Source organism: Flavobacterium sp. TSSA_36, from assembly GCF_051547165.1.
GTDB lineage: Bacteria > Bacteroidota > Bacteroidia > Flavobacteriales > Flavobacteriaceae > Flavobacterium.
In genome coordinates, this window is the sequence record NZ_JBPTTP010000003.1 from 468,661 (window position 1) to 495,022 (window position 26,362).

At 35.6% G+C, this 26,362-nt stretch carries 24 protein-coding genes; 17 read left to right on the forward strand and 7 right to left on the reverse strand.

Annotated elements, in window-relative coordinates; genetic code table 11:
* Positions 1 to 20: 20 nt before the first annotated feature.
* Positions 21 to 1,292 carry an O-antigen translocase gene (locus ACSVH7_RS08605; protein WP_438066303.1) on the forward strand — a complete coding sequence of 424 codons (1,272 nt, stop codon included), beginning with the start codon at positions 21 to 23 and terminating at the stop codon, positions 1,290 to 1,292.
* Here ACSVH7_RS08605 and ACSVH7_RS08610 read toward each other — a convergent pair.
* Entirely contained in the window at positions 1,289 to 2,428 is a 1,140-nt protein-coding gene (locus tag ACSVH7_RS08610) for a glycosyltransferase family protein (RefSeq protein WP_438066304.1), read from the reverse strand. The two genes, ACSVH7_RS08605 and ACSVH7_RS08610, sit on opposite strands and share 4 nt — an antisense overlap.
* Positions 2,429 to 2,472: 44 nt before the next feature.
* Here ACSVH7_RS08610 and ACSVH7_RS08615 point away from each other — a divergent pair, with 44 nt between their 5' ends.
* Genes ACSVH7_RS08615 through ACSVH7_RS08625 form a run of 3 tightly spaced genes read left to right on the forward strand, consistent with a single transcriptional unit; the run spans position 2,473 to position 4,792 of the window.
* Positions 2,473 to 3,297: a glycosyltransferase family 2 protein gene (locus ACSVH7_RS08615; protein ID WP_438066305.1), complete on the forward strand. Its 825-nt coding sequence runs from the start codon at positions 2,473 to 2,475 to the stop codon at positions 3,295 to 3,297.
* Positions 3,294 to 3,701, forward strand: a complete 408-nt coding sequence (locus tag ACSVH7_RS08620; protein WP_438066306.1) for a sugar 3,4-ketoisomerase — start codon at positions 3,294 to 3,296, stop codon at positions 3,699 to 3,701. Before ACSVH7_RS08615 ends, ACSVH7_RS08620 begins: the two co-directional genes overlap by 4 nt.
* Complete coding sequence (locus ACSVH7_RS08625) at positions 3,698 to 4,792, forward strand: glycosyltransferase family 4 protein (RefSeq protein WP_438066307.1); 1,095 nt, start codon at positions 3,698 to 3,700, stop codon at positions 4,790 to 4,792. The genes ACSVH7_RS08620 and ACSVH7_RS08625 overlap by 4 nt, the downstream gene beginning before the upstream one ends.
* On the opposite strand, the gene ACSVH7_RS08630 is transcribed toward ACSVH7_RS08625, so the two are convergent.
* Both ACSVH7_RS08630 and ACSVH7_RS08635 read right to left on the reverse strand, forming a co-directional pair.
* A complete protein-coding gene (locus ACSVH7_RS08630) occupies positions 4,772 to 5,665 on the reverse strand; it encodes a glycosyltransferase family 2 protein (RefSeq protein ID WP_438066308.1) in 894 nt (297 codons plus the stop codon). The genes ACSVH7_RS08625 and ACSVH7_RS08630 overlap by 21 nt on opposite strands.
* Positions 5,665 to 6,348, reverse strand: coding sequence for a cell division ATP-binding protein FtsE (locus ACSVH7_RS08635; RefSeq protein WP_438066309.1), 684 nt, complete (start codon positions 6,346 to 6,348; stop codon positions 5,665 to 5,667). The genes ACSVH7_RS08630 and ACSVH7_RS08635 overlap by 1 nt, the downstream gene beginning before the upstream one ends.
* Before the next feature lie 358 nt (positions 6,349 to 6,706).
* Between ACSVH7_RS08635 and ACSVH7_RS08640 the strand changes: the two genes are divergently transcribed.
* From ACSVH7_RS08640 to mtaB, 8 genes are all read left to right on the forward strand, one after another.
* The gene (locus ACSVH7_RS08640; RefSeq protein ID WP_438066310.1) at positions 6,707 to 7,627 is read left to right on the forward strand and encodes an ABC transporter ATP-binding protein; all 921 of its coding nucleotides are present in this window, start codon (positions 6,707 to 6,709) and stop codon (positions 7,625 to 7,627) included.
* A gap of 14 nt (positions 7,628 to 7,641) precedes the next feature.
* Entirely contained in the window at positions 7,642 to 8,958 is a 1,317-nt protein-coding gene (locus ACSVH7_RS08645; protein ID WP_438066311.1) for an ABC transporter permease, read from the forward strand.
* 95 nt (positions 8,959 to 9,053) lie between these two features.
* Positions 9,054 to 10,217: a sigma-54 dependent transcriptional regulator gene (locus tag ACSVH7_RS08650; protein ID WP_315171681.1), complete on the forward strand. Its 1,164-nt coding sequence runs from the start codon at positions 9,054 to 9,056 to the stop codon at positions 10,215 to 10,217.
* 83 nt (positions 10,218 to 10,300) lie between these two features.
* Positions 10,301 to 10,948, forward strand: coding sequence for a DEAD/DEAH box helicase (locus tag ACSVH7_RS08655; protein WP_438066312.1), 648 nt, complete (start codon positions 10,301 to 10,303; stop codon positions 10,946 to 10,948).
* Positions 10,949 to 11,064: 116 nt separating this feature from the next.
* Entirely contained in the window at positions 11,065 to 11,283 is a 219-nt protein-coding gene (locus ACSVH7_RS08660) for a putative signal transducing protein (RefSeq protein ID WP_159682878.1), read from the forward strand.
* 16 nt (positions 11,284 to 11,299) lie between these two features.
* Positions 11,300 to 12,091: a Cof-type HAD-IIB family hydrolase gene (locus ACSVH7_RS08665; protein ID WP_438066313.1), complete on the forward strand. Its 792-nt coding sequence runs from the start codon at positions 11,300 to 11,302 to the stop codon at positions 12,089 to 12,091.
* Positions 12,092 to 12,261: 170 nt separating this feature from the next.
* Positions 12,262 to 13,464, forward strand: coding sequence for an ATP-binding protein (locus tag ACSVH7_RS08670; protein WP_438066314.1), 1,203 nt, complete (start codon positions 12,262 to 12,264; stop codon positions 13,462 to 13,464).
* Positions 13,465 to 13,579: 115 nt separating this feature from the next.
* A complete protein-coding gene (gene mtaB, locus ACSVH7_RS08675; protein WP_438066315.1) occupies positions 13,580 to 14,914 on the forward strand; it encodes a tRNA (N(6)-L-threonylcarbamoyladenosine(37)-C(2))-methylthiotransferase MtaB in 1,335 nt (444 codons plus the stop codon).
* A 419-nt stretch (positions 14,915 to 15,333) separates the two neighbouring features.
* Here the strand turns inward: mtaB and ACSVH7_RS08680 are convergent, their stop codons facing one another.
* The 3 genes from ACSVH7_RS08680 to ACSVH7_RS08690 all read right to left on the reverse strand — a co-directional run bounded on the left by ACSVH7_RS08680 (position 15,334) and on the right by ACSVH7_RS08690 (position 17,724).
* Positions 15,334 to 15,843 (reverse strand): hypothetical protein, encoded by a 510-nt coding sequence (locus ACSVH7_RS08680; protein WP_438066316.1) that lies wholly within the window; start codon positions 15,841 to 15,843, stop codon positions 15,334 to 15,336.
* A gap of 11 nt (positions 15,844 to 15,854) precedes the next feature.
* The gene (locus ACSVH7_RS08685) at positions 15,855 to 16,571 is read right to left on the reverse strand and encodes a 3-ketoacyl-ACP reductase (RefSeq protein WP_438066317.1); all 717 of its coding nucleotides are present in this window, start codon (positions 16,569 to 16,571) and stop codon (positions 15,855 to 15,857) included.
* A gap of 319 nt (positions 16,572 to 16,890) precedes the next feature.
* Positions 16,891 to 17,724, reverse strand: a complete 834-nt coding sequence (locus ACSVH7_RS08690) for a DUF6929 family protein (protein ID WP_438066318.1) — start codon at positions 17,722 to 17,724, stop codon at positions 16,891 to 16,893.
* Between the two features lie 307 nt (positions 17,725 to 18,031).
* Between ACSVH7_RS08690 and ACSVH7_RS08695 the strand changes: the two genes are divergently transcribed.
* The 5 genes from ACSVH7_RS08695 to ACSVH7_RS08715 all read left to right on the forward strand — a co-directional run bounded on the left by ACSVH7_RS08695 (position 18,032) and on the right by ACSVH7_RS08715 (position 24,358).
* Entirely contained in the window at positions 18,032 to 19,480 is a 1,449-nt protein-coding gene (locus ACSVH7_RS08695; RefSeq protein WP_438066319.1) for a hypothetical protein, read from the forward strand.
* Between the two features lie 260 nt (positions 19,481 to 19,740).
* Positions 19,741 to 21,510, forward strand: a complete 1,770-nt coding sequence (locus tag ACSVH7_RS08700) for a cytochrome-c peroxidase (RefSeq protein ID WP_438066320.1) — start codon at positions 19,741 to 19,743, stop codon at positions 21,508 to 21,510.
* Between the two features lie 113 nt (positions 21,511 to 21,623).
* Complete coding sequence (locus tag ACSVH7_RS08705; RefSeq protein WP_438066321.1) at positions 21,624 to 23,006, forward strand: MATE family efflux transporter; 1,383 nt, start codon at positions 21,624 to 21,626, stop codon at positions 23,004 to 23,006.
* 71 nt (positions 23,007 to 23,077) lie between these two features.
* Positions 23,078 to 23,983, forward strand: a complete 906-nt coding sequence (locus tag ACSVH7_RS08710; RefSeq protein WP_438066322.1) for a prohibitin family protein — start codon at positions 23,078 to 23,080, stop codon at positions 23,981 to 23,983.
* A gap of 144 nt (positions 23,984 to 24,127) precedes the next feature.
* The gene (locus ACSVH7_RS08715) at positions 24,128 to 24,358 is read left to right on the forward strand and encodes a hypothetical protein (RefSeq protein ID WP_438066323.1); all 231 of its coding nucleotides are present in this window, start codon (positions 24,128 to 24,130) and stop codon (positions 24,356 to 24,358) included.
* A 74-nt stretch (positions 24,359 to 24,432) separates the two neighbouring features.
* Here ACSVH7_RS08715 and ACSVH7_RS08720 read toward each other — a convergent pair whose 3' ends face one another.
* Positions 24,433 to 26,361, reverse strand: a complete 1,929-nt coding sequence (locus tag ACSVH7_RS08720) for an LTA synthase family protein (RefSeq protein ID WP_438066324.1) — start codon at positions 26,359 to 26,361, stop codon at positions 24,433 to 24,435.
* Position 26,362 lies beyond the last annotated feature (1 nt).

The following is a 26,362-nucleotide window of genomic DNA, read 5'->3' on the forward strand; positions in this document are numbered from 1 at the left end:
CCCATTTTAACAATAAGTATTTGAAGTTTTTTAAAGAAAATAATCTATTCAAGGTGCTGAGTGTGAATTCACTTTCGGTAGGAACTACTTTTGTATTGGGATTTATCTCGAACAAAGTGGTCGCTGTTTTCTTAGGGCCTTCCGGAATGGCTGTACTAGGTAATTTTAGAAACTTAGTTGCGATGTTAAAATCCGTTGCAACGCTTGGTATTAGTACATCACTGGTAAAATTAGTGGCTGAAAACAAAGAAAATAAGACTGCACTTTCGGAATTGTATGTTACTTTTCTATCCGTTTTTTTTATTATTTCTTCTTTATTAGCCATTGGGGTTTTTTGTTTTGCGGAGGGTATTGCGCTGCTTTTGTTTCATTCCAACCAATGGACTACTCCCATTCGCGTAGTAGGTTTGTCTTTGCCGTTGGTATTGCTTACTACATTTTGGTTAGCCATTTATAATGGTTTGGAACAGTTCAAAACTATTGTTTTAATACAATTGGTCTCTTCTGTTATGGTTTTTATAGTAACAATAAGTTTAATTTATTTTCATTCCATTGATGGGGCGATTTGGGCGATTGCTTTAAGTGAACTACTTATGGTGCTTGCTACTTTTGTTTTTGTCGTAAAAGACAAACGCTTTTTTCAATTTAATTTTCGGTTTTTAATAAAAAAAGAATACGTAACGGCAATTCAAAAGTTTTCGGCAATGGCGTTGCTTACAGCTATTATTGCACCGCTTACCTTACTTTTGATACGGAATGCGATTACAACAAACTACTCTTTGACCGAAGCTGGATATTGGGAAGCTACCACCAAACTATCTAGTTTTTATATGCTTTTTTTTACCTCTGGATTGTCATTGTATTATATGCCAAAATTAGCGTCATTATCAACAGATGATGCTTTTAAGCAAGAAGTAAAAGTGTACTTTTCGTCTTTTGTTCCTTTGTTTTTGGTAATGCTTTTGGTTTTGTTTTTTGCCAAAGAATGGATTTTGAAGTGGGTATTTACCCCTGAATTTTTGAAATTACAATCGGTATTGATTTGGCAATTTTTAGGCGATTTTTTTAAAATACTAACTTTAGCTTTTGGGTATCAAATTTTGGTCAAAGCCCGACTCAAAGTTTATTTTTTTCTTGAAATAACTTTTAATCTAAGCTATTTACTACTATCAGTGTGTTGGATAAAAACTGGGGGATATGAAGGAGCGATTCAAGCGTATTGCTGTGCGAGTGCTTTAGGTTTTATCTTAGTTTTACTAGTGTTTAGAAAGCTGTTTTTACCTAAGATTTAAAGCTTCCAAGAGGCTAGGTATTTTTGGGCGATTTTTACATAATGATGTTCTTTTTCTATGAATGCTCTTGCTCGTTTTCCTATTTCCTTTATTTTGCTTGGGTTTTCAATCAGATAGGATAATTGTTGAACTAGGTAATCTTTGTCTGGTAAGGCGTGAATAGCTACATTTTCATTTAATCCATAATAATTCGTAAACGCCTCGCTAGCACCTGTAAAAACTACTTTTCCTTTTGCCATAGCTTCTAAAGCGTTATAGCCTTGGTCCATAGCGAAAATCTGGTCGAGTACAATATTAGCTTGTTGGTACAACTTAATATACGTTTCGTACGGTTGGTTTTCGCAAATAGAGATACGAACTTTGTTACCGTATTTTTTCTCAATTTCAGTCAATGCTTCTTCAAAATAGCGAATCCCTTTTTTAATGTAACTACCTCGATTAATACCTAAGAAAATCACAACGGGTTCAAGATTGCTTATGGCTTCAAAAGAAATCTTTTCACAATTGACTGGATTAGGAATCATGGGCGCATCGAATCCCATGCGTTCCATCGGAATTTTATAATCCATATCGGAAGTCGTCATCGATTGACAATTTTGTGCTAACCATTCGAAGGTTTTTCTGTAAGATGGTTTCGTGTATTTTAAAGGGTAATAGAAATGATTTTTGAGTGTAGCATCTTCAAAAAATGGTGTCAAAATAGAGTAGGGCAATTCTTTTTTTAGCAAATAATCGATGATTGGAGTTTCGTCACCGCAAATGAGTAAACTTCGACTTTTTACATTTTGAAACAACTTGCGATATAGCCATCTCGAAACCCAAGGAAAAGTGGCTAATGCATCTGAGTTGATGAGTTGCACATGGTCAAATTTATCAAGTTTTGGAAGTAAAAGATAAAAACGAATCGCGTGTTCTATCTGTTCAATTTCAAATCGAGTTAAACTGTAAATAAGATTTCTTGCTTTCTTAAAAAACCAATTGCTATTGGTAATTTGGGCTCGAAACGAATAATCGGAAGGGAAGTTCTTGAAAGCATCACCCGAGGCTGCAAGTTCGACTTCATGACCCAATGCCACCAAGCCTTCTTTTAAAGAATTGTGTAACCTGCTGTATTCGCCAATCAAAAGTATTTTCATTTACAAACCCTATTTTTCTATATTTGTGTAAATGTAAGAACAAATTGAATATTCGTTATACAAAAGAGGCTATTGAAATTATAATTGCAACGATGAATAGGGATTCGTTGGATTTTTTGATTCCGATGTTTCCTTTTGCTCATTTTGCTGATTTTTCAATTTTAATCGTCAATCAAACCCATGAAAATGCTATTTTGACCTCCGATTTTCCTACTGTCAAAGTCATTAATTCGTTTGAAATAGGATTGTCTAATAGTAGAAATCTCGGATTGAAAAATTCCCAAGGAGAAATTTTAATTTTGGCAGATGACGATGAAATATTTGAACCTGATTTTATAGAAACAATCAGTAATGCCTACGAACTTTTTCCTGATGCTGCAGTAATTAGTTTTCAGATTGAAAACGAAAATAGGAAGTTGTTTAAAAAGTATCCAAAAAAGAGTCAAAAGTTTTTACAACCATTGACTTTGTTCTCTGTGATGTCCATTGAAATAACGATAAATAAAGCCATTTTGGACGCATCAGGAATCGAGTTTGATGCTCATTTTGGATTGGGAGCAACCTTTGAAATGGGTGAAGAAGCCATTTTTTTGATGGATTTGTACCGTCAACAACAGCAAAATTCATTTGTTCCCAAAGTAATTGCTGCCCATAAAACCCAAACGACTACTGATAAAGTAGATTTTTTACAACGATATTACATTCAAGGCGCTTTTTTGAAACGTGTGGGGATGAAAAATTGGATTTTTCGCGTTTTACAAAAAGTGTTTTATGATGTTAAGCAGAAAAAAATTAGGCTAAAAGAAACACCCAAAGCCATTCAATTTGCGTTTAATGGGCGCAAAAAATATTTAGAACTTACCCAATGAAAACTACTCTTAAAGACCTAAAAACGATTGCAATTCCAGTGGTAGAAGACACCCGTGGGAATTTAGGATTCATTCAAAATGACATCCTAACTTTCGATTTTAAGCGAGTGTATTACTTGTTTGATGTGCCTAGTAGTGCTTTTAGGGGTGGACACGCTCATATTGAACAACAAGAAGTCTTGATTGCTCTCAGCGGAAGCTTTGAGGTAGTTTTGGATGACGGTTTTGAGAAAAAAACAATTTTGCTCAATAAACCTTCGCTGGGATTACTAATTCCGACAGGGATTTGGAGAGAATTACAGAATTTTTCTTCGGGTGCGGTATGCTTGGTTTTGGCATCGGATGTTTTTGAAGAATCGGATTATATTCGAGACTATTCACAATTTTTGGAAACTAAAAAATGAAATTACTGTATTTAGTTCCTTCGGTCAATCAAGCGGGTGGGGTAGCAAAAGTGCTGGCTACCAAAACCGACTATTTCATTCAAAATTTTGAGTACGAAGTGCATATTATGACGCAAAATAAAGGGTATGAGCATCCTTTTTTTGAATTTAATGCGCAAATTGTTTGGCATGATATTGAACGAAAAGGTTATTTTTTGAGTGCGATTTATACCTACAAAAAGCAACTGCAAACAATTATATCACAAGTGCAACCCGATAGTATTATTGTTGCTGATAATGGATTGAAAGGCTACTTGGTTCCTTTTTTAATTGGTAAGAACTCACCTGTGATTTTTGAATGTCATGGTTCAAAGTATTTAAATGAAAGACCATTTACATTTCCTTTTTTGTCTCGATTATGGTTTCGAATAGGGGTTTCTGTTAAAAAATGGGGTGCTAAAACTTTTGATGCTTTTGTGGTATTGAATAGAGAAAGTTCCCAAGAATGGAATACTAAAAATAGTATGATTATTGCTAATCCATTGTCTTTTAAATCAGAAGAACTAGCTGCGTTAGATGTTAAAAAAGTACTAGCTGTTAGCCGTAATTCTTACGAAAAAGGACTCGATAGATTATTGGAGATTTGGTCTTTAGTATTTCAAAAGCATCCTGATTGGAAATTGGATATTTATGGAACGCTTTCTCCTGAAGAAAATCTGATTCCTTTGGCAAATACTTTAGGAATTGCCTCTTCCGTTCGTTTTTATCCTCCTGTTTTGGAAGTTGCTACGCTATATGCAAACGCTTCGGTGTTGGTGATGACTTCTCGTTCTGAAGGATTGGGTTTGGTGCTACTTGAGGCTATGGCTTCGGGTTTGCCTTGTGTGGCGTACGATTGTCCAGTTGGTCCAAGGTCAATTATAACGGATGGTGTAAATGGTTTTTTGGTTGAGGATGGCAATGCAACTGCTTTTGCGGAGAAATTAGCCCTGCTTTTAGAGGATAAAGATTTAAGAGAAAAGATGGGAGCTAGCGCACGGCAAAGTGTTTCGAAGTATGATTTGGATGCGATTATGTTGCAGTGGAAGACCTTATTTAAGCGTTTGCAATAGGCAAAGATAACCCAACTTGTACCAGTCAAAAAGCAGCAACGAAGGATTGTCAGACAATAGATTTTTTGTAGTGATTGTTTTGGTTTGTTGAAACATCCAAGCTATAAATTGTATCAAATGTAGTTTTTTGACCCATAAAAATGTCGCTATTATTTTACTTTCATTGGGCTTTATTGTTTTCGTTTGAATCAATAGGGATAAGTTTTTTAGTGCGATTTCTGTTTTTGCCAAAAACTGAGCGGAGGTTTCCAAATTAAGATGAAAAGTAGGATTGTCGATATGAAAAACGGTAATGTTTTGTTGTCCTAAATTCGATAGAAAAGACAAGTCTTCATACCCATAATCACTTACCGATTCAGGAAATGGATGGCGTAGTGCGATTTCTTTTCGTATAACTAAATTAGAAGTAAGTGCGCGACTGTTAGGTTTTTTATTCCTGAATTCACATGATAAAGCTTCTCTTTTTTGACCATATACCCAGCGTAACAATTGTGGGGTGTGAGGCTTTTTGGGATGATATATAATGCCTCCAAAGACCAAATTCGACATTGGTTTTTGTATAAACGAAAGGTAGTTTTTGATAAAAAATGAATCTCTAGGAAACGTATCACAATCTAAAAGCAGTAACCAATCGAATTGGGCTTTTTGAATCAGTGAATTTCGATTGTTTCCTCTGCCTAAATTGACTGCATTTTGTAAAAATGTACAATACGATAATTGTTCAATAACACAATTTTCTTCGATAAATGAAGAAGAACAATCGTCTTGGCAAAGGATTTCGAATGGTATTCCGGCGGCAATACATTGTTTGTGTACTTCCAAACCTAATGGAAATACCGCGTAATTGTATACCGGAATAAGAATAGAAAGCATTATACCGTGCGCTGCACTACTTCGAAAATCTTAGAATCTTCGCATTTTAATGTTTTGGAAGGATATTTTAACAACAAGGCATAATCGTGAGTAGCCATGATGATTGTTTTTCCATTGGCATTGATTTTCTTGAGCAATTCTAGTACTTCGGCACTGGTTTGAGGGTCTAAATTCCCCGTAGGTTCATCTGCCAAAATGAATTCGGGATCGTTAAGTAATGCTCTTGCGATAGCTACTCTTTGCTGCTCCCCTCCTGAAATTTGATGTGGCATTTTGTTCCCAAAATCTTGCATACCAACTTTAGTGAGTACCTCTTCGATTTTAGAATTCATTTCGTTTAAATCTGTCCAACCTGTTGCTTTGAGTACAAACAGCATATTGTCGTTAATGCTACGATCTGGTAGGAGTTTAAAATCTTGAAAAACGATTCCGATTTTACGTCTCAAAAAGGGTATTTCATCTTCTTTTAGACTCTCAAGATTAAACTCTACAATATGTCCTGTACCTTCTATTAAGGGTAAATCGCCGTACAGTGTTTTGAGTAAACTACTTTTCCCTGAGCCTGTTTTCCCAATAATATAAAGAAATTCGCCATGATTTACTTCTAAATTCACATCTGTTAAAATGGTTCTTCCTTCTTGATATATGGTAACGTTGTGTAAAGCTAATACGGTTTGTGACATGATTGCAGTGATTTATTGCGTAAAAGTAAGAAGTTAGCCTTTGGATTCAAAATAAATTTGATGATTTGGTTGAAAAAGCACCCCAGTGATTTCAAATGTTTCCACAAGAGCACTTTTGTAGGCCCCGATCGCTATGAAATTCCTTGTGATCTAGGCTTCGGAACACAAGAATATACGCGAAAGCGACAAGACAGCCGATTGAAATATCCAATTGCACTGCACTCAAAAACGAATAGCGTTTTCTAGTTTTAAGCTTTAGCTAGTGGCGTTTTTATTGTTCAAAAAAGCCGCATTTTCTGTAACAATTGGGCGTTGTTGACTACTAATTACCTATTTTTGCAATTCTAAAAATCAAGCTATGAGTAGTATTCTCGAGGTAAAAAATGTAGTGAAGCAATATGGCAATTATGTAGCCCTTAATTCCGTTTCGCTTTCGATACCCAAAGGCAGTATTTATGGTTTATTAGGACCTAATGGTGCCGGAAAAACCTCTTTAATTCGTATCATCAATCAGATTACGTTGCCCGATAGTGGTGAAGTGCTTTTGGATGGCGAAAAATTGCAACCCCATCATATACAACAAATCGGCTATCTACCCGAAGAGAGAGGTTTGTACAAATCGATGAAAGTGGGCGAGCAGTGTTTGTATTTGGCGCAACTGAAAGGGCTTTCTAAAAAAGAAGCTAAAATTCAGTTGGACTATTGGTTTGAGAAATTAGACATCAAAGGCTGGTGGAACAAGAAAATCGAGGAGTTGTCCAAAGGAATGGCACAAAAGATTCAGTTTGTAGTGTGTGTGTTGCACCAACCCAAATTGTTGATTTTTGATGAGCCGTTTTCTGGTTTTGACCCTGTGAATGCCAATATTATTAAAGATGAAATTTTAGGATTAAAGGAAAAAGGTACGACTATCATTTTCTCAACCCATAGAATGGAAAGTGTAGAGGAATTGTGTGACCATATCGCTTTGATTCATAAATCGAACAAACTCATTGAGGGCAAATTGGAAGAAGTAAAACGCCAATACCGCTCTAATAGTTTTGAAGTGGGTATATTGACGGATAATGTCGAAGGCTTGATGTATGATTTGACACAGAAGTTTACCGTGGGTCCAGCCAATTTCAAGTCTTTGAATCAAGAATTGAAATTAGAAATTCAGCTAGGTACAGGCACACCGAACGAATTGTTGAAAGTCCTTACGCAACGTGGTCAAGTGACGCATTTTGTGGAAAAAATTCCAAGTGTGAACGACATCTTTATTAAAACTGTAACCGAGTAAATTCTATAAAAATAATGAGCAAATTATCCCTTATCATAAAAAGAGAATTTATTGCCAAAGTACGCAACAAATCATTTATTGTAATGACTTTTTTGAGTCCGTTATTATTTGTTGGAATTGCTGTTTTTGTTAGCTATTTGGCGTCTATGAAAGCCGATACTAAGCAAATTGCGATTCACGACGAAACGGGTTTGTTTGTTGCCGATTTTATGGCTAAAAATAAAAAAGATAGCGAATACCAGTATTTGGATTTGTCGGTTTTGGACGTAAAAGCCCTTAAGGATAGCATTACACAAGAGCGTTTTGAAGGCGTGTTGCAAATTCCTAAAACGGCATCTATTGCCGAGTTGGATAAGAAGATTCAATTCATATCCAATGATAGTCCAAGTATTACTTTTATTGAGGAAGTTCAGGACATTTTGGATAAAAAAATCACCCAACTTAATTTTCAATCCGCAAAATTGGATACTCTGGCGATACATAAAGCACAGTCCAATATCAACATCAGTTTGAGTAAAGCCTCGGGTGAGGAAAGTTTGAAAGGATTGAATGAAATTAAAATTGCCATTGGTGGTGCCTTTGGGTATTTGATTATGATGTTTATCGTGATTTATGGCAATATGGTGATGCGAAGCGTAATCGAAGAAAAAACCAATCGTATCATCGAAATCATTATTTCCTCGGTAAAACCTTTTCAGTTGATGATGGGTAAAATCATTGGAACTTCACTGGCAGGTATTCTTCAGTTTTTAATTTGGGCTATTATTGGTTTTGCGTTACTGTTTGGAGCGTCCTTATTTTTTGGAGTCGATTTAGGGCCTACTTCTAAAGTTCCGCCCGAAGTAATGCAAGCAGCGCAACACGAAATAACAAGTACTGCCCAATTGTATATAGCCGAATTATGGAATCTTCCTATTGGGACTTTGCTGACTTGTTTTGTGATTTATTTCATTGGAGGGTACTTTTTGTACAGTTCCTTTTATGCCGCAATTGGTGCCGCTGTTGACAACGAAACCGATTCGCAACAGTTTTTGTTGCCGATTATTATGCCTTTGATTTTGGGCGTTTACATCGGATTTTTTACGGTAATCAATGACCCTCACGGCACGGTAGCCACCATTTTTTCGATTGTGCCTTTGACTTCACCTATTGTAATGCTAATGCGCATTCCTTTTGGCGTACCTTTGTGGCAAATTTTGCTTTCGATGGTACTTTTATTCGGAACGTTTTTGTTGGTGGTTTGGTTTGCTTCCAAAATTTATCGCGTAGGTATTTTGATGTACGGTAAAAAACCAAGTTGGAAAGAATTGTATAAGTGGTTGAAATATTAAATGAAGAGGCTGAGAGGCTAAGTTGATGAGTCGCTAAGACCTTTTATTCAACTTAGAATCTTAGCGACTCAGTGTCTAAGCAACTTTAAAAAAAAATGAGTAAAATATTAATTATAGAAGACGAAGCGGCGATTCGTAGAGTTTTGGTCAAAATTCTTTCAGAAGAGAATGATACTTATCAGGTAGACGAAGCTGAAGACGGTGCTGTAGGTTTAGAGAAAATAAAAAATACCGATTATGATTTGGTGCTTTGTGATATCAAAATGCCAAAATTAGACGGGGTCGAAGTATTAGAAGCTGTCAAAAAAATCAAACCTGAGATTCCAATGGTGATGATTTCAGGACACGGCGATATGGAAACGGCCATCAATACGATGCGTTTGGGAGCTTTTGATTACATCTCAAAACCACCCGATTTGAACCGATTGTTGAATACGGTTCGCAATGCCTTAGACCGAAAAAAATTAGTAGTTGAGAATAAAATTCTAAAGAAAAAAGTTAGCAAAAACTACGAAATGATTGGCGAGAGCGAAGCCATTAATCATATCAAAATGATGATTGATAAAGTAGCCCCTACCGAAGCTAGGGTGTTAATCACAGGACCTAACGGAACTGGAAAAGAATTAGTAGCCCATCAATTGCACGAGAAAAGCGAACGTGCAAGTTTTCCTTTAATCGAAGTGAACTGTGCTGCTATTCCGTCAGAATTGATAGAAAGTGAGTTGTTTGGACACGTAAAAGGTGCTTTTACATCAGCCGTAAAAGATCGTGCAGGCAAGTTTGAAGCAGCGGATAAAGGCACTATTTTCTTGGATGAAATTGGCGATATGAGTCTTTCGGCTCAAGCCAAAGTGTTGCGTGCTTTACAAGAAAGTATGATTACGAGAGTGGGAGCAGACAAAGACATTAAAGTGGATGTTCGTGTAGTTGCTGCAACTAACAAAGATTTGAAACAAGAGATTGCCGAAGGTCGTTTTAGAGAAGATTTGTACCACCGTTTGGCCGTTATTTTGATTAAAGTTCCTGCTTTGAATGAACGTCGCACCGATATTCCGATGTTGGTTACACATTTTGCAGAGAAAATTGCTTCAGAACAAGGCAATGCTGTGAAAAAATTCTCGGAAGCTGCGATTAGCTTACTGCAAGAATACGATTGGACAGGAAACATACGAGAATTACGCAATGTAGTGGAACGCTTGATAATTCTGGGAGGAAGTGAAATATCTGAAACGGATGTGAAGTTATTTGCATCAAAATAAATGTAAAGATTGAAAAATGTAATGATTATTAAATGCAATAAATCTTTTAATTTTTCAAGATTTCAAATTTTCAATAAGGACAAATGAAACTAAAAAAAATAAACGAGAATCTTCAAAAGGCATTGATTGAAAATGGTTTGGTAGAAGCCAATGCTATGCAACAGGAGACTTTTTCTACGCTAAAAAGCGGAGCAGATTGTTTGATTGTTGCGCCGAAAGGAAGCGGAAAAACAACGACTATTGTAATCAATGTAATTCAGCGTTTGGCGGGTTCCAATGAAGAATCTCCAAGAGCACTTATCGTAGTAGAAGACAAAGCTAAGGTATTGGCAATGGAAGAGCTTTTTGATAAATACAATCAGTATACCAAGTTAGAAGTATACGGTGTTCACGATAAAGGCGATATGGACTATGACAAAAATTACATATCCACAGGTATCGATGTTCTGATTGGGACACCTAATCGTTTGAGTGAAATGTTTTCTTCTGCAGGTTACAATGTGAATCGCTTAAAAATGTTCATCATTGATGACACCGACCCTATTTTGAAATTGCGTCACGAAACCAAAATTATGCGTATTTCAAATAGTATCACCAAAACGCAACGCATCGTTTTTACTGAGCAATTAACAGATAGAGTTGATATTTTGATTGAAAAAATGCTAATCGAGCCTTTTGAATTTGATTTCGAAGAAGAAGAAGAGGAAGAGGACGATGAAGAAGAAATTTAGAGAGTAGATTTTTGAAGTTAGATTTTGAAAAGATAATAAACATTAAAATCGTTGCGCTTCTTTGCGTAATTCCTTGCGGACTTTGCGGTTAAGTTCAACAACAAACATAAAACAGTATGGGATTAATGAAAGTGTTTTCAGGCAGTGAAATATTAGCACTAGCCTTACAAGAAAAATTAGAAACAGCGGGAATCGATACCGTAAAAAAAGACAATATTCAATCGGCTCGTTTGGGTGGATTTGGTGGTTCCGATTTGGCCATTGAAATTTTTATTCAAGAAACAGATTTTGCGAAGGCGAATCCAGTTATCGAGGATTTTAGAATGAGTATTTAAATTGTTTCCATAAGTTATGAAATACAAAATGCTGGTTTTAGATATGGATGACACGCTGTTGACAGACAATCATACCATTTCTAAAGAGAATCGAGCCATGATTGCTATGGCGCAGGCAAAGGGTGTTGAAGTGGTTTTGGCATCAGGAAGACCTACGCCAGCGATGACACATTATGCAAAAGACTTGCAAAATAGTTATATGATTTCGTTCAATGGTGCTGTAGTTACCGATTTAAAAAACGATACGGTAATTTTTGAACAATCATTGACCAAAGCGCAAATTCATGCGCTACATGATTATAGTTTGAAGTCAAAAACGCATATCATTACGTACATTAATGATACAATTATAAGCGAAACCCACTCTGAATTTATCGAAGTAGAGCGAAGCATAACAGGTATGCCGCACGAACTAGTTCCTGATTTTAAGGCTGCTGTAACTTCTAATGCAGTAAAATGTATTCTACTCGAAGATCCTTCTTATTTGAAAACGGTAGAAAGCGATTTGAAACAAGCAATGCCTGATTTAAGCGTTTCTATGTCGAAACCTTTCTTTTTGGAAGTTGCACCTAATGGTATCGACAAAGCGGCAAGTATTCAATTTTTGGCCAAAAAATTAGACATTGACCAAAGCGAAATTATTGCAGTAGGCAATGCAGGAAACGATTTGACAATGATTCAATATGCGGGATTAGGCGTTTGGGTGGATAATGTAACTCCCGAATTGAGAGGTTTTGGAGATGTTATTGTAGCTTCGAATAATAATCATGGAGTGGCTGAAGTGATTGAACGCTATATCCTAATTTAACGAAAAACACTTTTTGTATTTGCTGTAAATTACTGTTATTAAGTAGTTTATTTATTATACCATGTAAATTATCCGATAATTTACATGGTATACAATTAAAATTATCGGATAATTTTAAAAAAAATATTAAAATTATCCGATAATTTATGTTTTGTACTTATTTTTGTGATATGATACAAAGAAAAAAGTATAGTATAATTGCCAAACATCTTCCTAAAAAAGAGTTCACCATTCTTATTGGTGCTAGGCAAATAGGGAAATCCACACTGTTGAAACAATTGTTTGAGGATTTAAACCAAAAAGGGGAAATTGTTTATTTTTTGAATTTAGATCGAAAAGAAATCTTAAACGAACTCAACGAAAGTCCTGAAAATTTGTTCAAAATTTGCCCGTTAGAAGAAAATAGAAAAGTTATTGTCTTCATCGATGAAATTCAATACCTTAACGATGCCACTACTTTTATAAAATTGCTTTTTGATGAGTATGCTGACCGTTTAAAAATTGTAGCTACAGGCAGTTCTGCATTTTACATAGACAAGCAGTTTAATGATTCGCTTGTAGGAAGAAAAAAAATTTTTCAAATGGGGACCCTTGATTTTGAAGAGTTTTTGCTTTTTAAAGGCAGGAATGATTTGGTTGCAGAAGTCTTGAAACTCAAAAACAGGAAGAAAGTAAAATCTATTCAAGAAAATATTCTTTGGGGGTATATGGATGAATTTATAAATTATGGAGGGTATCCTGCTGTTGTTTTGGAAAATGAGATTGATCAAAAATTAGAAGTACTCAAGGATATTCGAGATTCTTATATTAAACGAGACATCCTTGAGTCAGGAATCACAGATGAAACTAAGTTTTATCGAATGCTGATGCTTTTGGCTAGTCAATCAGGGAGTTTATTGAACGTAAACGAAATTTCAAATACATTACGAATGAACAATGCTACAGTTGAAAATTATTTGTATGTACTGCAAAAATGCTTTCACATTACTGTAGTAAAGCCGTTTTACAATAACTTACGTAAAGAATTGACAAAAATGCCTAAAGTTTACCTCAACGATTTAGGACTACGTAACGTATTGATTAATTATTTTTCGCCTATAGCACAAAGAGCCGATAAAGGTATAGTTTTGGAAAATTTATCATTCCGATTGCTTACCGAAAGATTCGATCAAGACCAAATAAAATATTGGCGCACTGCAGATGGAAATGAAGTCGATTTTGTGATAGAAACCTCTTATCTAAAAGGTATTGCTATTGAAGTAAAATTTAGTGAACATGAAGTAAAACAAAGCAAATACAATAAATTCTGTCAAAATTACCCCGATTTTCCTTTGGAATTTTGGTGGTGGAAAAAAACGGAGTTATTCTTTTAGTAGTACTTGCTAGAAAGTAATAATTATCAAACTGCTTCATTTTTAATTCTTAGAATTTATATGTAAATTTGCACCCTCAATTTTTTGACAACGATTTCATTGATTGAGCTATCTTATGGAAAATAAAAAACGAGTTGCCTTCTATACACTGGGTTGTAAACTGAACTTTTCAGAAACGTCAACCATAGCGAGAAATCTTCAAGAAGAAGGCTTTGAAAGAGTGGATTTTGAAGAAGTTGCGGATATGTATGTTATCAATACGTGTTCTGTTACAGAAAATGCAGACAAACAATTCAAGCAAGTCGTGCGTAAAGCGATGAAGCTAAACGACAAAGCTTTTGTGGCCGCCGTGGGTTGTTATGCACAATTAAAACCAGAGGAACTCGCCGATGTTGACGGTGTAGATTTGGTTCTAGGTGCCACAGAAAAATTCAAATTAGCAGATTATATTAACGATTTATCCAAAAATGATTTTGGTCAAGTGCATTCTTGCGAAATCGCCGAAGCCGATTTTTATGTAGGCAGTTATTCTATTGGCGATAGAACAAGAGCCTTTTTGAAAGTACAAGACGGTTGCGACTACAAATGTACCTATTGTACGATTCCATTAGCGAGAGGAATTTCAAGAAGTGATGCTTTAGAAAATGTATTGCAAAATGCTGCTGAAATTTCAAAACAAGGGATTAAAGAAATAGTGCTTACGGGCGTAAATATTGGCGATTACGGAAAAGGAGAGTTCGGGAATAAAAAACACGAGCATACCTTCCTTGATTTGGTAAAAGCACTTGACGAAGTGGAGGGTATTGAACGCCTACGTATTTCGTCTATCGAACCTAATTTGTTGAAAAACGAAACCATTGATTTTGTTTCCAAAAGCCGAACCTTTGTCCCACATTTTCATATTCCTTTGCAATCAGGGAGTAATGAAATTTTGGGCAAAATGAAGCGTCGTTACCAACGTGAAGTGTATGCCGAAAGAGTAGCCAATATTCGTCAAGTAATGCCACACGCTTGTATTGGTGTGGATGTAATCGTAGGTTTTCCAGGCGAAACTGATGATCATTTCTTGGAAACCTATCATTTTTTGAACGATTTGGATATTTCTTATTTACACGTTTTCACCTATTCAGAACGAGATAATACGGAGGCGATTGTAATGGATGGCGTAGTTCCAAATAACGTTAGGGCCAAACGAAGTAAAATGTTACGCGGTTTATCTGTTAAGAAACGTCGTGCGTTTTACGAAAGTCAATTGGGTACCCAAAGAACGGTTTTATTCGAGAGTGAAAATAAAGAAGGATACATTCACGGTTTTACCGAAAATTATGTAAAAGTGAAAACCCCTTGGGACCCTGCCTTAGTGAATACGTTACACGAGGTGCAATTGACCCGAATTGACGAAGACGGAAGTGTCCGTATGGAATTTACCAATCAATTGTCGACTATATAATTTATTATGACTGTCCGTAACTCATACCAACAGTCTAAATAATGACAATATACTTTGCGTCTCTGCGCCTTTGCGTGAAATTGGGCTCGCAAAGTCGCGAAGACGCAAAGATCAGAAAGGATGATATTTGTGAAAAACATTCAACAACTAATTTATTCTGTGAAATGGTACTAGTCACGGATAGTCATATAATTTATTTCAAAAAAACAGAAAAGCCCTTGATCGTAAGGGCTTTTCTTGTTTTAACCCAGATTCCGCATTAGAAATCTACTACAACTAAATTCTTCTTCAAAACCAAGAACTTACTCCCATTTTTAAATTCAAAATACAAAAGTATTCCTTCTTCAAAAATAGTCCGTGAGCTCTTGCTTTTATCGAATAATTCAGTTTCGCTACGAAGTCTAATGCGGATTCCGGGTTTAATTATCTTCGTCTTGAATGACTAATTGAATGGAGTTGATATAGTCGGTGTCAAATTCTATAGTTCTTATCTTTTCAGGCTTAAAACTTAATTCACCACCAAATTCACCTACTGTATCTAAGAAATCAAGGATAAGTTCATCTTTACTCAAAGCAATAAGTTTACCCAAGTAAGCAGTGCGTGTTGACTTTTTGGCAATCTGAAAAACACCATAATTTTCATCCAAAAAAGCAACAATCGAAGCTAAATCTTGAATGGGAATAATTTTGTCAGTAGTTGTTTTCTCCCCTTTTAATCGGATTACTTTTTCGGTAAACTCATGATCTTCATCTCTGTGTATCGTTTTTACTTTTTTGTGTTTAAGCAGCATAAATCCATCCAAAATGAAATCAACTGGATTTTTGCGCAATAAAATCCACTCTTCGGAATAATCGATAAGAAAGCCAGTAAAGACCTCTTTTAAATCTTCAAATTCTATCGAAATTAATTGTCCTAAATATTTTTTCATAGCTAATAAAATTAAGGATTAGTAGACCAAATGCTACTATTTTTAATAAAAACGCGACGGTTTAATTTAAGCTGTGCGATCAGTAATTCGGCAATATCTTCTGCTTGCATTACTTTGTCAGGATTACCATCCGTAAGATTCAACTCTTTAGCCATATCAGTAGCCACGGTACTTGGTGTTAAAGCTGTAACTCGAATATTGTGTTTGCGCATTTCTTGCATTAATGAATCCGTAAGACCCAAAAGGGCAAATTTGGAAGCGCTATAAGCACTTGTCAAAGCATTCCCATTCAATCCCGCAGTAGATGAAATATTGATAATGTCACCTGTTTGTTGCTCGATCATGTTGGGCAAAACCGCACGAGTCACATAATATACCCCCATCAAATTCACCTGAATAATGCGCTCCCATTCCGTAGGTTCTAACTCCAAAAACTTCCCGAAAGCTGCAATTCCAGCATTATTAACAAGAATATCAATAGTTTTAAACTTGTCGACAGCTTGAGCTATGGCCAAATTAACCGAATTCATATCGGCTACATCGGCCGTTAAAGCTAAAACTTTCACACCATAGGAGCTGATTTCTTTGGCTACTTCATCAATATCAGTTTGGGTTCTAGCGATTACAATCACATTGACACCTTCTTGGGCTAGCGCAATCGCTACCGCTCTTCCTATCCCCTTTCCTGCTCCTGTAATTATTGCATTTTTATTTTTCAAGTCAGTCATCTTTTTTTAAATTATAGGTTAAAATAAGCGTTGTTTCCCTCAAAAATAAGAATTTTAAATCCCAAAAAAGTAGTCTTTTGTAATCTTAATTATAGTTTAACATCCCTTCTATTTTGATTAAGTCCTCCGGAAAAATTCAAAGAGTGACGATGAGGCTATTTACCAAAATGGTGGCCCACTGTCCTTCCTTTCTTTTTTCTACAGCTGAAAAGTTTTTTAGAATGCTGTCAAAGCAAAAAAAAAAAAAAACGATATCCGCTCCCATCGGGACCAAAGGATATCATTAGGATTTTTTAGTAACCATCAAAACGATAGTATTTTATTTTTTAGGAAGTACCAATTTATAAATATTCGTTTCTAACACCTCCGAGTCTTTGTCTTCGCATAACAAAAACTCCAAGGTTTTGTCTGAATTTTGATAGAGAGTAAGGCCTTCAAATTTATGGGTATCGCTTATTTTTTGCGTAAATTCTAGTTTCATTGTTTCTACATCAATTACCCCAATCAAACTTCCTTTTACTTCTCCATCATTATACGTCGATTGTGTGTCTTCGGCAGTAGCCAAAAAATAAATTTTAGTATCCACCAAAACGGCATCGGTAAAACTGCTACGCACGCCATTAATTTTGGGCAACTTATACTCGTTGCTAATCATATTAAATTCGTTGATTAGATTTTTACCATAAATCGTAAAAATCACATTCTTGCCCTTTTTTCCGTTCCCCCGATTAAAAAGTAGCCATTCTTTTCCAGTATAAATAGCCCCTTCAAGATTAAAATCATCGGCTTTAATTTGACCAAAGCTTTGCATCACGCCATACAAATCTGTCAAATCGTTGGTTTTAATCTCTTTTTCGGTTGTATTGATTTCTACCATTTTGTTGCGTTTCGGAGTAGAACCGGAACCAAAAACATACAATTTGTCATCAAAACTCGTTATGGCTTCAAAATCGGGTTTGTCTTTTTTGGCAATATTTGCGCTGGCGTTTTCAATAATAGCGTGTTGCTGTAAGTCTTTGGCTTCCATATTGTATTCGTACAAATAGCCACTGTTATCACCAATAACATATAAGGAAGGCGATTTGTAAATAAGACCAGAAGCAGCACCAATTCCTATGATTTGAAATAAAAGTTCGAGTGTGAATTTTTCCATTGTAACTATACTATTAGCAATTAAACGCTTTTGAAATAAAAAAGCGGGAATTAACAAACCACTAAAGTAGTTATTTATGAGGCAAAAAATCCGCTTTCGCGCCATTAAATAGCAATTTTCACTTAAAATTTAGTGGTTTATTTGGGGCAATTCCTGATGAGTATACTCATTTTTTTTCAGTATTGATGTAAAATTTAGATTAAAATACAAAATAAAATCTTACATAATAATGACTTTACATTAATATTAGTTTGACAATGAATTCATATTCAGGTACTTATTTTGCCTGTATAAAAAACTTAAATCAATGAAAAAATTAATCTTACCACTATTGTGTGTTTTCTCATTAGTTTCATGTGAGAACGAATCCAATGACACCAAAGAAACAACAGCTGTTGTTTTAAAAGACCAATCAGTTACCCCTGTTTTGTTAAAAAAAATGACAGGTTTTGAGAGTTTGGAATTGTTTTCACTAATCTCATCGGATGATGAATTGGCAGCAAGTCCAAAATTTGTTTTTGGAGGCTCGGCTGATGGTTCGGGTCTTCTTAAAAACGACGATGGGAGTTTTACATTTCTGGTGAATCATGAGGACAATTTCTCGGTTTCTAGAATTACCCTAGATCAAACATTTAAACCAGTAAAAGGAGAATACCTATTAAATTCTAATGGAGGAACTTGGAGATTATGCGGTGCCACTATGGCTACTGTTGCAGAACACGGTTTTGGACCTTTGTACTTAACTTGTGGTGAATCAGGAGAGGAATCTCGTACTCATGCAATAAATCCTTATGCTGATGCAGGGATGGCGGCTGTTTCTAGAGAGTTAAGTGCTTTTGGCCGTTTAAGTGCAGAGAATGCCTTGCCTTTAAGCTCAAAAGCCTATGCTGGTAAAACAGTAGTAGTAATTGGTGATGATGATTCGGGAACCAACGGGGGGCAAGTTTTTATGTATGTTGCCAATAAAGTGGGCGACTTAGCTGATGGATCATTGTATATGATGAAACGTCAAGACGATAATCAAAGAGAAAAAGATATGGTGGTTAACCAAAAATATCCTGTTTCATTTGTGAAAATTGAGAACCATACTACACTTACAGGTGCAGCAATCAATGCTTCGGTAAATACTTTAAAAGGTATCAAATTTGGCAGAGTAGAAGATTTGGATTACCGAAAAGGAAGTGCTGAAGGTGCTCGAGAAATCTATTTCAACGTGACGGGTCAAAATACTACAGGAAATAATGCTGATGCTTCTAGAACCAAATACGGTCGTGTCTATAAATTAAATTTAGACGCTACAAATCCATTGACAGGAAATTTAGAAGTACTTTTAGATGGAGATGATCGCAACGGCATCGCAGGTAAATTTCAAAATCCAGACAACATTTGTGTGACGAAAAACTATATTTATGTGCAAGAAGATGCCAACGGATATGGTGACGAAACTCACGATGGTTACATTTATCAATACGATATTGCTAAAAAGCAATTAAAAGTAGTTTTTGAATTAGACCACCGTCGTACGGCTACTGATGCTGCCAAATATAACGTAGGAGGAACTTCAAAATTTGGAGATTGGGAATATGGTGCTATGATTGATGTATCTGAGCAATTGGGCATCGATGACACCTTTTTGTTGAGCGTTCAACCGCACTCTTGGAGAGGAACAAAATACAAAGGTGTTGATGGCGGTACAAATCGTCCAAACGAAGATCAAGCGAGTCAAATTGTATTAATCAAAGGATTAGCTAGATAACATAACTTTTATTACCCACAACCACGAAGGCATTCTTGTCTTCGTGGTTTTTATTTTTTATTTTTTAAAGTAATTATGAAATGAGCCTAACCGGAAATTGGTCGCAAAAACCAATGATGATATGCGAATTACATATGACCGATAAAAAACAATAAATAGCAACATATGAAATCGCCATTAACGACAAGTTTGCGCAAGCAAACACAAATAAATAAAAAGGCGATACCATATATGACCGCTAAAAAATAAATTTTACATATATGAAAAAAATCATTGTTATATTCTTCTCATTTGCCTTGTTTTCTTGCCAACCCGCTGAGGAAAATCATCAAAAAGTTGCCGCTAATTTTGAAATAAACATAAAGCAGTTGAAAGTCGAAGTTGAACATTTAAAAGAATTGGTGCAATCCGATACGAATACAAAAAACATTCAATTTCAATTTTTGAAAGCTCATAGTAGTTACAAAAAAGTAGAATGGCTGACCGAGTATTATTTTCCAGCTGTAGCAAAGGCCATCAACGGACCAGCATTACCTGAGTTTGAGGAAAACGATGGAAAAACTTTGCCTCCAGAAGGCTTTCAAGTCATTGAAGAATATTTTTTTCCAAAATACAATCCGTCAACAAAAGCTGAAGTATTGACAGAAATAGGTATTTTGAATGCCAATTTAAATCGATTAGAAAAAATAGCGCAAACCAATGAATTGACAGATGCTTCGATCTTTGACGCGTTGCGACTATCGGTGTTTAGAATGATAACTCTCGGAATTACAGGCTTTGATTCCCCTGTCGCGCTACATTCACTCCCAGAAGCAAAAGTAGTTTTAGAGAGCATAGCGGAAAATGTAACTTTTTATAAAAACACTTTGGATGCTAAGTCATTTCAAGCGCTTTCAGCTACTCTTTCGCAAGGAACAAAATACCTAGAAACGCATACCAACTTCAATGCTTTTGATAGAGCATATTTTATAAAAAAGATAGCCAACCCATTGAGTAAAAAGTTATATCAATGTCAAAAAAGTGCTTCGATTCCGTTTGTAAAAGAGACCAGAGCTCTAAAAACTACAGCGCAAACGCTCTTTGATAAAGAGGCTTTTGATATAGAAGCTTTCAATGGTTTTCCTGATTATAAAACCACTCCAGAAAAAATTGCCTTAGGAAAAAGATTGTTCAATGACCCTATTTTGTCTGGCAACAATTCGCGTTCTTGCGCTTCTTGTCACCATTCTGATATTGCTTTTACAGATGGTTTAGAGCAAACCATTTCCTTAGATGGTAAAACCAAAGTAAAGCGAAATACGCCCACTTTGATGAACATCGCTTTCCAACGTGCTTTCTTTTATGATTCTAAAGTAAGTTATCTCGAAGACCAAGCCGTGGCTGTCATTACAAACGAAATCGAAATGCACGGTTCTCTTGAAAAATCAGTGAAAGCCTTGCAAAAAGATAAAAAGTATGTAGCCGAATTCAAAAAAGCATTTCCTAAAAATGAGATTAACGAATTCGGAATCAAAAATGCTTTGGCTTCCTACGTTCGTTCTTTGAGCAATTATAATTCAAAGTTTGATGCATATATGCGTGATGAAGTCGAATATTCGACAGATGAAAAAGCAGGTTTTAATCTATTTGCTGGCAAAGCTAAATGTGCTACTTGCCATTTTATTCCTTTAACCAACGGGACAGTCCCACCTAATTTTATGAAAACAGAAAGCGAAATTTTAGGAGTACCCAATAGGCATAACTATTTAGATGCCGATTTAGGAAAATATGAATTGACCCAAGCCGAAATTCATAGAAATTCATTTAAAACACCCATCATCAGAAATATTGAGTTAACGGCTCCGTATATGCATAATGGTGTTTTTAAAACTTTAGAAGAAGTTATTGATTTTTATAACAAAGGTGGTGGAATTGGCCTTGGATTTAAAATGCCCAATCAAACCTTGCCAGAAGATCAATTACTGCTTTCGGATACAGAAAAGAAGCAGTTAATTGCTTTTATGAAAACTCTTACTGATAAAAAAAAATAATTCTTAGAACCACAGTGTACTAGCGCTAATTTTAAGTTTAGCTTTTTTATAACCCTTTTCTTTAACAAAAATTGGTTCCTTCTGATTACCTTTGCCGACTTAAAAAATCAGCAATGCACTTTTCTCAATACACCAAAGAATTTTCAACTAATATTAGATTAGCCTATCCTGTCGTTTTAGGAATGTTAGGACATACAATGATTGGGGTAGTTGATAATTATATGGTGGGATCTTTAGGATCTACTGAATTGGCAGCTGTATCTTTAGGAAATAGTTTTGTCTTTTTAGCACTTTCTTTGGGCATTGGTTTTTCTACAGCTATAACCCCTCTGGTGGCCGAAGCGCATGCTGAGAAAAATAATGAAAAAATCAGAGCTACTTTTCATCATGGCTTATTTTTATGTACCATTCTAGGATTGGTATTGTTTGGATTGACCATCTTATCGAAACATTTGATGTATTTAATGGATCAACCAGCAGAGGTAGTAGCGCTAGCAGGACCCTATATTGATTGGATTTCTTTTTCATTAGTGCCGTTAGTTATTTATCAAGGTTATAAACAATTTTCCGACGGATTATCACAAACGAAATATGCGATGTATGCGATTTTTTTAGCGGTGGTTTTAAATATATTTTTCAATTATTTATTAATCCATGGTATTTGGATTTTTCCCAAATTAGGCATTATAGGAGCTGCTTTAGGAACAGTCCTTTCCAGGGTCGTTATGGTAATTTTCATGCATTACATAATAAAGCATAACGCCATCATGAAAGAATATTTTAATGGCTTTAGTTTTAAAGAAATCAAAAAATCAATTTTGACCAAAATCATTAATTTGGGAGTCCCTTCTTCTATGCAAATGATGTTTGAAGTCACTTTGTTTACAGCAGCAATTTGGCTTTCGGGGACTTTAGGAAAAAACAGTCAAGCAGCCAATCAAATTGCTTTAACCTTAGCTTCGTCAACGTTTATGGTGGCTATGGGACTTAATGTAACGGCCATGATTCGAGTAGGTCATACCAAAGGAATGGCTGATTTTAAGGAACTAATTGTAGTAGCAAGATCTATTTTTATACTTACCATTATTTTAGAAACCTTTTTTGCATTACTTTTTATAGTTTTTCATAACTATTTACCTTATTTATTTTTGAATACTGCTGATGTTACCCAGGCTGTTGATAATCAAGAAATCGTGTTACTTACGGCCAAATTGTTAATAGTAGCCGCCATTTTTCAAATATCAGATGGTGTACAAGTTGTAGTTTTAGGTGCTTTAAGAGGTCTTCAAGATGTTAAAATCCCCATGTACATAACTTTTGTAGCCTACTGGGTGGTTGGATTTCCTATTTCAATTTATTTAGGAAAATTTACCACACTAGGTGCTGTAGGAATCTGGATTGGTTTATTAGCCGGATTAACTGCTGCCGCGGTGTTTTTGTATATCCGATTTTCTAAATTGACCAAAAAATTGGTGCTTTTGAATTCACCCAAATAAAATTTTTCTTATAAATGTAACTTCTGTTTTATTTCCTCGTATAATAAGCATATCAACTAAAACCAAAAAAAATGATAGTATTTATTATTCTCGGAATAATTTTGTTAGTCGTTAGTTTTACTTTAAATGACAGCGCTAATCCTTTATCTAAATTTTCTAATCTTTTAAAAATTATTGGTATCCTACTACTGCTAATCGGAGTTTTTTCTTCGATGTTCAAGCAAATTGATGCGGGTAAAGTAGGCGTAAAATCGCTTTACGGTAGCGTACAACCCGATGTTTTAGAAAGTGGCCTTCACGTAGTTAATCCACTTTTGGATATTACGGTTTTTGATGTACAAACACAAAACTATACCATGTCAGCCGTTCATAATGAAGGGGCACTAGAAGGTGATGACGCCATCAGAGTTTTATCCAATGACGGATTGGAAGTAGTCATAGACTTGACGGTTTTGTATCGTGTAATCCCAAATGAAGCGCCCAAAATTTTGAAAGGAATTGGAGAAAGCTACACCGATAAAATTGTACGTCCAGTAACCAGAACCCGTATTCGTGACAACGCTGTTTATTATGATGCAGTGGCACTTTATTCGACTAAAAGAAATGAATTTCAACAACGAATTTTCAAAAGTATTGAAGCTGATTTTAAAGCTAGAGGATTGGTGTTAGAACAATTGTTGATTCGAAATATCAATTTGCCAGAATCTGTAAAGAAAACCATCGAAAGTAAAATTAATGCCGAGCAAGATGCTCAAAAAATGACTTTTGTTTTGCAAAAAGAAAAACAAGAAGCGGAACGTAAAAGGGTGGAAGCACAAGGTATTGCAGATTATCAACGCATTATTTCTTTAGGACTTACCGACAAACAATTGCAATACGAACAAATCAAAGCGCAAAAAGAAATCGCTACTTCACCCAACACCAAAATTATTTTTATGGGAAAAGGTAGCGCACCTGTGATTCTTTCTGACAAATAGTTTTTTGAGGTTAATCGGTTATTTGATTAAACGGTTAATCGTTCGTTAGAACTGAATGCTTAAATTTGTAAAAAGTTATACACTTTGAATAGCTTCGAAGTAAAATAGAGTCAATAGACAACGAACAATAAACAACAAACAAAAATGGAATTACCAAAATTTTTACTAGGCGACAATACTGATTTTCCAGACGATATCTTTATCATTCATATGGATTATCCTCGATTTATCATTAATCTTAAAGATGATGAAGTAGAATTCATGGAAGAGGCAGAGGATTTAGACGAAGCCGAATTGAACGCCGAAATGGAAGGCTTAATCGAACAAGCGAATGCTTTTTATGACCGCGAGATAGCACGATTCGAAGAGGAATAAGTTGGAATTAATCTCATAATAGAAAAAAGGGTAGTGTGAAATTGTTCAACACTACCCTTTTTTGGTTACTCATTTTATTTTTGGATAGAATATTTGCTCTTTTTGTACAAATACGAAGCCGTAATCACATGACTCAACGCATCTTTTGCCAGTTCTTTGTTGAGAGGTACTGGAGTAAAAATAGTGTCTTTTGAAACTTTAAATTGCAAAGGTTCTTTGTTGGGTTGCATAATAACCACTTGGTCTTCCACTCGGAAGGCATTCACATCGTGAAATTGCATTATCGCTCTTCCTTGGGTTGTAGCTGGCAAACGGAATAGATTTCGACCCGGCATTGGTGTGATAACATTCATTCCAATTTTGCTCAATATGGTAGGTTGGATGTCAATTTGGCTACACAATTTTTCATATCTCGCATTTTTTGCAATGTTGGGACCAATCAACAAAGCGGGTATATGAAATTTATGAATAGGCACTAAATGTTTTCCGTAAGTTCTAGTGTTGTGGTCGGCAATGACCAAGAAAATGGTGTTTTTGTAATAGGCCTCTTTTTTGGCTAATGCAAAAAACTTCCCAATAGCATAATCGGCATATTTCATCGCATTATGTACGGTGTTTTTAGGCTTTTCGTACAACTGAATTCTGCCATCAGGAAACTCAAATGGTTCGTGATTCGAAGAGGAGAAAACGAGTGATACAAAGGGCTTGTCTTTTAGTGTTTTGAAATACTCATTGGCTTTGACCATTACATCTTCATCAGACCAACCCCAAGTGCCGTGAAAAGCACTAGTTTTAGGGTCGTATTGCGGTTCGTAAATGATGGTACTAAAGCCGTTTCCATTAAAAAAAGCGCCCATATTATCAAAGTTGGCCATTCCGCCATAAATAAAACTGGTGTCATATCCTTTTGCTTTCAATAAACTAGCAATGGTATAAAAGTCTTTTTGAGAGTTATTCAGTTTGACCACACTTTCTGATGGAGAAGGCAGAAAACCAGTGACAACGGCTTCAATCCCGCGTACACTTCTAGTGCCTGTCGAGTACATATTGGTAAACAGCGTTCCTTCTTTGGTCAATTTATCAAATTCTGGTGTTAGAGGCAACCCACCCAAACTTCCCACATATTCGGCGCCTAAGCTTTCTTCCAAAATAATGACAATATTGTAAGGCTTTTGTAGAATCGTATCCGATTCACTTTTGTGAAGTAATGGAAAATTGGCATCGACAAAATCTTCTGGTTTTGCATCCATATATTTTTTTACGCGAGGAATAGCTTCTTCGGGTTTCATTTTTCCGTACATCTTATCGGAGTTCCCTTCATTTTTTAAGGAATATACAGCAAAACCAAGCGTGTAAAAGGAGTTCAATCCCAAACAATTCGTTAATTGGTCGGTAGAGAAAATGGCGTTGCTAGCATTAATCGGTCTTTTGGAAGTCAAACTAGAACGCGCACCAAAAAACAACAAAAAGGCGACCAAGGGAAACAAGAGTAATTTGGTTTTGTAAGATGTATTTCCAACTCCAAAAAGCTGTTTTCTAAACCGAATTACTGTATAAACGAATGCCGATAAAAAAACGATGGTAGCCAAAATAGAAGGCAAATAGCCCTTGTATAACATTCCAATCACTTCTTTTGGGTAAATCAAATACTCAATAAAAAGTTGGTTAGGACGTGTGTCGTATTGTACGATGAAATTTGGTGTTGCCAATTCAAAGAACAGCAATAAACTGAGAAAAAAGATAAAGTAAACCGTCAAAAAAGATTGAATTTTGAGTACCCATTTTTCTGGAAAAAGGCTAATCAATACGGCTGGAAGTAGCGAAATATAACACAGTAATATCAAGTCCATTCGCAGACCGATAGGAAAAAGATACCCGTAATTTTCGGTAGCAACCACACGTTCTTTAAAAAGAAAAAATAAAACGATTCGGCTCAGTGTAGTGATGCATAAACCAAGTAACAAAAAGGTTACAATTGGTCGTAAGTGGGCTATTTTTTTCAAG